Raw genomic sequence first — 5,021 nt, forward strand, 5'->3', positions numbered from 1 at the left:
ATATATGATGGTGAGACAATTGGACAGGGCAGCAAGAGCGATCGAGCAATGGAGGCGGGAGCGGCCCGATCTGGATGTCTCGCCAATGGGTGTGCTCGGGCGGCTGAACGAGGCCGCCTCGCTGATCGCCCGCGAGCGCCTGGCGCCGTTGTTTGCCCGTTATGGATTGCAGTCCGGGGAATTCGACGTGCTGGCAACGCTGCGCCGTTCAGGCTCTCCCTACGCGCTGACGCCGACCGCTCTCTACGAGGCGACGATGGTGACGTCCGGCGCCATGACCAACAGGCTAGATCGGCTCGAAACGTCCGGATTGATCCTGCGCGGGCCGCATCCCAACGATAGGCGCGGCATTGTCGTGCGGCTGACCGACAAGGGCCTGGCCTTGATCGATGAAGCCGTTACCGCCCACGTGGCCAACGAACACGAGGTTCTCTCGGGCTTGACGCCGGCGGAACAGGAGACGCTCTCTCGGCTGCTTGAGAAATTGATCGGGAGTGTGGGCTAGAGCAACTCCAGGAAAAGTTTTCCGCCTGGAATTGCGTCAAACAAAGAGTTAGAGCGCCCTCTCCGTGAAACGGTGAAATGCTCTAGCCGGTCAGTTCATAGGCTGCCGCGAGAACCGGCGCCGGTGTTTCCAGCGCTGGTATGATACGGTGAGGTGGACAAGCCGGGTCGGCATGTTGAGGTAGAGCAGAGCATCTCGCAAACCACTGAGATTTCGCTCACTCATCGCCTTATCGGAAAAGTCCGGCATGGCCTCAAGTGTCGCTTCAGCTTGCTGGCCCCGGCCCTTTCCTGTCGGCAGTCTGGCCGCAAAGGCTATTTCTCGACGCAGACAGACCTGCTCGACGCGATCCCGCAACGCCTCTTCGTAGCCGATACCGCATCGCATAAGCCGCGCGTGGGTGGCCTCATGGACGATAATCGAAGCGACCAATTCCGGCGTCGTCTCTTCGCTGATGATATGGCGCTCGTCCAATTCGCACGCCTTGGAGGAGTTTGCCCATTGCGCGACGGAAGCAGGAAGGGTTGTGACGAATACCTGTCTTACGTCACCAAGCAGCCGTCTGTAGCGCACTGGATCAAAATCACGAATAAGCTGAAGCGCCTCGACGATCTTGTCGGTGCCCTTGTCGCTTATGATGAGCAATCCGTCGACCGTTCGGGTACCGCTAAGCTTCACGGCGGCCCAGCGGGCTAATCGGCCAACGACGGCTCTTATGCTGCGTTCCGGCTCAATCGCTTCTGGGTCGCGCAAAGCTCCCTCGGAATTCAGTTGCGATCGTCCGGGAACACCGGGATGGGCATGAACTCGACGCCGTCCTCGGCCAGGCTCTTGGCTTCGTCCAGCGTCGCCTCGCCATAGATGCCGCGCGGGTCGCTCTCGCCGAAATGGATCTTTCGCGCTTCCTCGGCGAACTTGTCGCCGACATAGTCGGCATTCTCGCGCACCTTCTCGGCCATCGCCTTGAGCTGTGCCAAAGCCTGCTTCTGCGCCTCGCCCATGGCCAGCGCTATGGTTTCCTGCTTGCGCGCCGTGGAGACAGCCGGCGCCATCAGCGCTTTCTGCACCTTGTGCGAGCCGCAGGTGGGGCAATCGACAAAGCCGCGCTTCTTCTGGGTGTCGAAATCGTCGTTGCTGCGGAACCAGCCTTCAAATTCGTGCTCGTGCTCGCAGATCAGGGCAAAGCGGATCAAGAGGCTGCACCCCTGAGCCGCGGCGCCTCGCCCGAACCGGCATTGACGGCGAAATCCCGTGCATTTCTGAGATTGGGGATCTTCTTGCGCGCGGCAAGCGACTGCGCCGGGTCGATCTCGGCGACGATCACATCAGGCGCGTCATGCGCGGCTTCCGCGATGATACGGCCCCACGGATCGACGATCAGCGAATGACCGTAGGTCTCGCGGCCATCCTCATGCAGGCCACCTTGCGCAGCGGCGACGACATAGGCGCCGTTCTCGATGGCGCGGGCCCTGAGCAGCACGTGCCAGTGTGCCTCGCCGGTCTGGCGGGTGAAGGCGGCAGGTACGGAAAGCAGGTCGGCGCCGGCCAGTGCCTCGGCGCGGAAGAGCTGCGGAAAGCGCAGATCGTAGCAAACGGCGAAGCCGAGCTTTGCACCCTCGATCTCGGTGACGACGGCCTCGGTGCCCGGTTCGTAAGCCGCGGATTCGCGCCAGCTTTCGCCATTATCGAGGTCGACGTCGAACATATGGATCTTGTCGTAGGTGGCGAGCGCAGCACCATCCGGGCCAAACAGCAGCGCCCGGTTGGCGAGCTTGCCGTCGGCCCGCAGGATGGCGGTCGAGCCGATATGCAGGAAGACGCCGAGTTCCCTGGCCAATCTGCGCGCGGTCGAAACGACGATGTCCTTGTCTTCGGACGTAAACAAGGCGGCACGGGCTTCCTTGTCGCGGATCAGCGCCCCGGTCATTTCCGGCGTCTGGATGTAGGTCGCGCCCTGGCTGGCTGCTTCGCGCACCAGCCGTTCGAGATCGACGGCGTTGCGTTCGGGGCTCTCGCCTGAACGCATCTGGATCGCCGCGGCTTTGAAAACACCCATCGTCATTCCCTTAATTCGTCGCGCCGTTGGCGAGCAGTTTGTCCAGCCGGCCTTCAGCTTCCAGATCGTGGAGGTCGTCACAGCCGCCGATATGTGTATCGCCGATGAAAATCTGCGGAAAGGTCGTGCGGCCATGCGCCCGGGAGATCATCTCCTGGCGCAGTTCCGGCGAGAAGGAGGCATCGTGCTCGGTAAAGGCGACGCCCTTGCGCTCGAGCAGCCGCTTGGCTGCCGTGCAATAGCCGCACATCATGCGGGTGTAGATCGTGACATCGGCCATGACGAATTTCCGCTGTTCGTTGCCGACTTATATAGTCGCGGACTCGTCCGCCCGGAAGTCCCCCGGCAACACACGGGCAAAGGTCAGCACGTCGACGGCGGCCGCACCTCCCCTTTTCAGCGCCTTGGTGGCGGAACGCACCGTGGCGCCGGTGGTGTAGACATCGTCGATCAAAAGCACCCTGCGGCCGGCGATCTCGATTTCCGCCTCGGCGGGTACCCGAAAGGCAGCCCGCACATTTTCCTCGCGTTCCCCGCGCTCCAGCCCGACCTGCTGGCGGGTGAGTTTCACGCGCCGCACCGCCGAGGGGGCGAAGGGCAGTTGACTAAGCGTCGAGACCGCCCTCGCCAGTTCCGCCGATTGGTTGAAGCGCCGCCTGAAAAAGCGCCGCCAGTGCAGCGGCACCGGCACCACCACATCCGCCTCGGCGATGAGATCGGCACCGGCGCGAACCATCCAGCGCGCCATCCAGGGTGCCAGATCCGTGCGATCCTGGTATTTCAGCCCCTGCACCATCTGGCGGGCAACGCCGGAATAGGCGACCGCCGCCCGCGCCCGCTCGAAAGGCGGCGGATCGGCAATCGCCTCGGCCGACAGAAAGCCTTCGCCCATATGGTGGGTGAACGGCGTGCCCATGACCGGGCACCATGGCCGCTCCAGCAGCCTGAGCTTCGGCCAGCAGGCGCCGCACAGCACGCCTGGCTGCGAGACATGCCGGCGGCAACCGGCGCAGACCGGCGGAAACAGCATACGCGCCGGCCAGCCGACAACCGACCGGGCCAGGTTCGTGATCGCGATGGACTTGATCTTGGGCATCGGATCGGCCACGTGGTTGCTCCTGCGCGCCACTATATCAACGATCCCGGAGCGTGGACAAACAAAGGATCTGCCCGTTGCAGCCGATAATGGATACCTCTCTATGGCTGGCGCACAAGCGGCGCGCGCTTGCCCATCCGGTCGACGGTGCGGACTTCCTCATGCGCCGCACGGCCGAGGACCTTGCCGACCGGCTGGGCGCCGTCGAGCGCAGGTTCGGCAAGGCGGCTGTGCTGTTTTGCCAGACGCCGGCGGCGGCTGAAACGCTCGCCGAAAGCGGCAAGGTCGCCGACATTGTCCGCGTCGAGGCGGACACGGCCTTCCTGAGCGGTGGCGGCGCCGGCTTGATCGCACCGCTCGAAACCGTGCCGTTCGAAGCGGAAAGCCTCGATCTGGCGGTGTCGCTTCTGTCGCTGCAGGCCATGAACGACATTCCCGGCATGCTGATCCAGATCCGCCTTGCGTTGCGGCCGGATGGGCTTTTCCTCGGCGCCTTTGCCGGCGCCGGTACGCTTTTCGAGTTGCGCGAAAGCCTGCTTTCGGCCGAGACCGAGCTTTACGGCGGCGCCAGCCCGCGTGTCGCCCCGTTCACCGACGTGCGCGATGCCGGTGCGCTGCTGCAGCGCGCCGGTCTCGCTCTGCCGGTCGCCGACGTAGAGACGGTGACGGTGCGCTATGCCAGCCTGTTCAACCTGATGGCGGATCTGCGGGCCATGGGCGAAACCTCTGCGCTCACCGATCGCAGCCGGCGGCCGGGCTCGCGCAAGCTGTTTGCCCGCGCGGCGGAAATCTACGCCGAGCGGTTTTCCGACCCCGACGGCCGCGTGAGGGCAAGTTTCTCGATTGTCTGGATGTCCGGCTGGGCGCCCGACGCATCGCAGCAAAAACCGCTTAAGCCAGGGTCGGCCAAGGTCTCGCTGAAAACAATCCTGGAGGCGCCCGGCGGGCAATGATCCTGCCCGCAGGCGCGGAAAGCCGGATCAGGGCGTGGGTGCGAAAGCGTTCGCAAGCTTGCTGTTGTTGTCGCTGAACAGCCAGATGATCCCGTCGCGGACCTCACCGATACCGCCGACGATGGCCAGCGACAGCACGGCGATGATGACGCCATATTCGACGGCCGTGGCGCCGGTCTCGTCGTTCAGAAAACCCAGCAGCACTGCTTTCATGGCCTCAACCCCTCTGTCCGGGACCTTACCGCCGACCTGTTAAGAAAGGTTAACGGCAAAGGCTTAACAGGCGATGAAACCGCCGCCTTTCCGAAATCTCTTAACCATGTCAGCAGTCGCCGCTGCTCCTGCCATTGGACCTGATGATGCAGACCGAGCTCGGTTGCGGCTGCAGCACGCTGCGGCGCAGCGTGTAGG

General features: G+C 63.7%; 8 protein-coding genes. 2 read left to right on the forward strand and 6 right to left on the reverse strand.

Annotated elements, in window-relative coordinates; translation table 11 throughout:
• Positions 1 to 19: 19 nt before the first annotated feature.
• Positions 20 to 505 (forward strand): MarR family winged helix-turn-helix transcriptional regulator, encoded by a 486-nt coding sequence (locus EOC06_RS32430; RefSeq protein WP_128309706.1) that lies wholly within the window; start codon positions 20 to 22, stop codon positions 503 to 505.
• Between the two features lie 90 nt (positions 506 to 595).
• Here the strand turns inward: EOC06_RS32430 and EOC06_RS32435 are convergent, their stop codons facing one another.
• Genes EOC06_RS32435 through EOC06_RS32455 form a run of 5 tightly spaced genes read right to left on the reverse strand, consistent with a single transcriptional unit; the run spans position 596 to position 3,669 of the window.
• On the reverse strand, positions 596 to 1,258 hold the full coding sequence (locus EOC06_RS32435; RefSeq protein WP_127322210.1) for a hypothetical protein: 663 nt from the start codon (positions 1,256 to 1,258) through the stop codon (positions 596 to 598).
• Between the two features lie 14 nt (positions 1,259 to 1,272).
• On the reverse strand, positions 1,273 to 1,698 hold the full coding sequence (locus EOC06_RS32440; RefSeq protein WP_023811158.1) for a DUF1178 family protein: 426 nt from the start codon (positions 1,696 to 1,698) through the stop codon (positions 1,273 to 1,275).
• A complete protein-coding gene (locus tag EOC06_RS32445; protein ID WP_128309707.1) occupies positions 1,695 to 2,561 on the reverse strand; it encodes a carbon-nitrogen hydrolase family protein in 867 nt (288 codons plus the stop codon). The genes EOC06_RS32440 and EOC06_RS32445 overlap by 4 nt, the downstream gene beginning before the upstream one ends.
• 10 nt (positions 2,562 to 2,571) lie before the next feature.
• The gene (gene grxC, locus EOC06_RS32450) at positions 2,572 to 2,841 is read right to left on the reverse strand and encodes a glutaredoxin 3 (protein ID WP_127322226.1); all 270 of its coding nucleotides are present in this window, start codon (positions 2,839 to 2,841) and stop codon (positions 2,572 to 2,574) included.
• A 27-nt stretch (positions 2,842 to 2,868) separates the two neighbouring features.
• Entirely contained in the window at positions 2,869 to 3,669 is an 801-nt protein-coding gene (locus EOC06_RS32455; RefSeq protein WP_127271367.1) for a ComF family protein, read from the reverse strand.
• A gap of 65 nt (positions 3,670 to 3,734) precedes the next feature.
• Here EOC06_RS32455 and EOC06_RS32460 point away from each other — a divergent pair, with 65 nt between their 5' ends.
• Positions 3,735 to 4,610 (forward strand): methyltransferase domain-containing protein, encoded by an 876-nt coding sequence (locus EOC06_RS32460; RefSeq protein WP_128309708.1) that lies wholly within the window; start codon positions 3,735 to 3,737, stop codon positions 4,608 to 4,610.
• A gap of 27 nt (positions 4,611 to 4,637) precedes the next feature.
• Here the strand turns inward: EOC06_RS32460 and EOC06_RS32465 are convergent, their stop codons facing one another.
• Entirely contained in the window at positions 4,638 to 4,823 is a 186-nt protein-coding gene (locus tag EOC06_RS32465; protein ID WP_013529446.1) for a Flp family type IVb pilin, read from the reverse strand.
• Positions 4,824 to 5,021: the final 198 nt, after the last annotated feature.

It is taken from the genome of Mesorhizobium sp. M7A.F.Ca.MR.362.00.0.0 (genome assembly GCF_004023175.1).
GTDB lineage: Bacteria > Pseudomonadota > Alphaproteobacteria > Rhizobiales > Rhizobiaceae > Mesorhizobium.